At 60.9% G+C, this 1,446-nt stretch carries 2 protein-coding genes; one reads left to right on the top strand and one right to left on the bottom strand.

Annotated elements, in window-relative coordinates; translation table 11 throughout:
* Positions 1-102: 102 nt before the first annotated feature.
* Complete coding sequence (locus EN893_RS33815; protein ID WP_127269720.1) at positions 103-369, bottom strand: hypothetical protein; 267 nt, start codon at positions 367-369, stop codon at positions 103-105.
* Between the two features lie 130 nt (positions 370-499).
* On the opposite strand from EN893_RS33815, the gene gcvA reads away from it, so the two are divergent.
* Positions 500-1,435 carry a transcriptional regulator GcvA gene (gene gcvA / locus EN893_RS33810; RefSeq protein ID WP_127269718.1) on the top strand — a complete coding sequence of 312 codons (936 nt, stop codon included), beginning with the start codon at positions 500-502 and terminating at the stop codon, positions 1,433-1,435.
* Positions 1,436-1,446 lie beyond the last annotated feature (11 nt).

The following is a 1,446-nucleotide window of genomic DNA, read 5'->3' as shown; positions in this document are numbered from 1 at the left end:
GGCAGTAGGCAGTAGGCAGTAGGCAGTAGGCAGTAGGCAGTAGGCAGTAGGCAGTAGGCTACCTGTCGGCGCTGACTTAAATTTTCCTCTACTGCCTATTTCCTACTGCCTATTCCCTGACCTTCGCGGTCTCTGCCAGCCCATGTCTAGCAGGCCCAGCCGGCCAAGCTCCCTGTCCATTGCGCGAGCGACGTCACGGCGCTCGCCGCCGATATCGCGCAGTTGGCGATCGGAGAGATCCTCGACGTTCTGGTAGGTAATGTCGCGGCGGGCGAGGCGTATCGCGACCCGGGCGTGACGCAGCCAGTCGAGAGTTTCGGCCAGCCAGGCCGGGCGGGGTGTCGATGAATTCAAAACGATGATGGACATGGTGTGCTCCGTTCTCCCCGGATATCAAATCCGGCTTGATGATGTTTCGATGGATGGATGATGCCAGATTGAAATCTCTGCGAGAAACGAGTAGTTTTCTCTGGATCATCAAGTTTTATTTGAGGATAGGATGGCTCGTCTTCTGCCCGGGACTCGTGCCTTGAGGACACTGGAAGCAGCGGCCCGGCACCTCAATTTCACCCGTGCCGCCGACGAGCTCGGCCTGACGCCGGCCGCCGTCAGCCATCAGATCAAGGAAATCGAGGATCAACTCGGGCTGGTGCTGTTCACACGCACCAGCCGCACGATCCGGCTCACCGAGGCGGGGACGGTGCTGTTCGACGCCTCGGCCGACGCGCTCGACCTGCTTGGCCGGGCCGTTTCGCGGGCGCAAAAGCTGGCGCGCGGCACCGCCCTTTTGAAGGTAACGCTCGACGCGCAGTTCGCGTCAAAATGGCTGATGCGACGCGTCGACGATTTTCGCAAGCATCACCCCGATATCGAATTGCGATTCGACATTGCCTATGAAGTGCGGGATTTCGAACTCGATGACATCGATGTCGGCATCCGTTTCGGCGCCGGCAAATATCCGGGTCTTCGCACCCACCGGCTGTTCGACAACATTCTCATTCCGGTGTGCAGCCCGAGCCTCTTGACGTCCGGTCCGCCGCTGCGTGAGCCGCGCGACCTCTTCAACCACACGCTTGCGCATATTGAATGGTCGCGGCAAGGCGTGACGTGGCCGAACTGGCGGATGTGGATGGCCGCGGCCGGCATCACTGATTTCGACGACAGCCGGACCGTCGTCTTCGGCAACTCCACGGATGCCGTCCAGGCAGCGCTCGACGGCAATGCCGTTGCGCTCGCCGATTTCGCCATGGTGGCGAACGACCTTTCCCAGGGCAGGCTGGTGCAGCCTTTCGAACTCGGCCTGCGGGTGGCGCCCGAGTTCGCCTACTTCCTGGTCTATCCCGAAAATACCGCCGACGATCCACGCATCGTCGCCTTTCGCGAATGGATGCTCGAGGAAGTCGCCAAGACGCGGACCACGGACAAAGGGCAGTAGGACAGTAGGAC

Origin of the sequence: Mesorhizobium sp. M7A.F.Ca.CA.004.04.2.1 (assembly GCF_004022825.1) — a bacterium.
GTDB lineage: Bacteria > Pseudomonadota > Alphaproteobacteria > Rhizobiales > Rhizobiaceae > Mesorhizobium.
Note: the sequence above shows the minus strand (reverse complement) of the source record. Positions and strands in the feature narration are given on the sequence as shown.

Bases quoted from the DNA above. Each gene is read 5' to 3' on its own strand.
- EN893_RS33815 (WP_127269720.1), bottom strand. From the start codon at position 369: ATGTCCATCATCGTTTTGAATTCATCGACACCCCGCCCGGCCTGGCTG.
- gcvA (WP_127269718.1), top strand. From the start codon at position 500: ATGGCTCGTCTTCTGCCCGGGACTCGTGCCTTGAGGACACTGGAAGCA.